We start from the raw sequence: 1,218 nt of genomic DNA, 5'->3' as shown, positions 1-1,218 counted from the left end.
AGTCTACGTGATTTACACCTCCGGCTCGACGGGTAAACCCAAGGGTGTTATGGTACACCAAGGTAGTGTAATAAACTGTCTGGCTTCGATAGCAAAATCACTTCACCTAAGTGCGGCTGACATTTTGGTTGCTGTTACAAGCATTTGTTTCGATATTGCAGCTCTGGAACTGTTGCTACCTCTTTCTATTGGTGTCAAGGTGGTTTTGGCTGCCCGTGACCTTATTGCTAGTGGGACTAATTTATCAATACTACTAGTCTCTTCAGGAGCTACCATTATTCAGGCAACTCCCTCCACCTATCATCTGCTATTGAAAGCAGACAAGGAACTTCTTGCCAAGCATCAGCTACGAAAGGTCTTATGCGGTGGAGAGCCGCTGTCAGCATCTTTGGCTCAGGAACTTCTGGCTTATCCAGTGGAATTATTTAACCTTTACGGCCCGACAGAAACCACGATTTGGTCAAGCATTCATCAGGTAAAGGAAACATCAGGAAATATTGCTATTGGTCCTTCTTTTGCCAACACACAGTTCTATATTTTAGACTCCCATTTACAACCTGTTCCTATTGGAGTTCCGGGTGAATTGCACATTGGTGGTGTTGGAGTAGCAAGGGGTTATTTTAACCGCCCTGAACTTACTGTAGAAAAGTTTATACCAAATCCTTTTAGTACTGAACCAGGAACACGACTTTACAAGACAGGAGATTTAACACGATATTTACCTGATGGCACTATTGAATTTCTCGGTCGTACTGATTACCAAGTGAAGCTCCGTGGTTTTCGTATTGAGTTGAGGGAAATTGAGATGGTGCTCAACCAACATCCAGCCGTAAGAGAGACTATAGTTTTGGCATCAGAAGATACCTCACTCCAGAAGCGCCTTGTGGCTTATGTGGTTTTCCACCAAAAACAAGTATCTACTAGTAGTGAGTTAAGTAGTTTTCTCAGAGAAAAACTACCCAACCCTATGGTGCCTTCAACATTCGTGTTTCTTGATAATTTGCCACTAACACCTAACAACAAAGTGAATCGCAAAGCACTGCTGGACTTTGACTGTTCTCAGCCAGAATTAGAGGAGACTTTTCTGGCTCCTCGTACCCCACTTGAGCACGCATTGGCGGAAATTTGGTCTGAAGTACTTGAAGTTAAAACGTTTGGGGTTAATGATAACTTTTTTGAATTGGGCGGCGATTCAATTCTTGGTATTCAAATTATCTC

At 42.9% G+C, this 1,218-nt stretch carries 1 protein-coding gene; it reads left to right on the top strand.

Going from position 1 to position 1,218, the window contains the following annotated elements:
• Nucleotides 1-49: 49 nt before the first annotated feature.
• On the top strand, nt 50-1,218 hold a 1,169-nt coding region (locus ACM0OY_RS40370), incomplete at its 3' end, for a non-ribosomal peptide synthetase (protein WP_414574294.1).

Origin of the sequence: Nostoc sp. CCY 9925, assembly GCF_963920935.1 — a bacterium.
GTDB lineage: Bacteria > Cyanobacteriota > Cyanobacteriia > Cyanobacteriales > Nostocaceae > Nostoc.
Note: the sequence above shows the minus strand (reverse complement) of the source record. Positions and strands in the feature narration are given on the sequence as shown.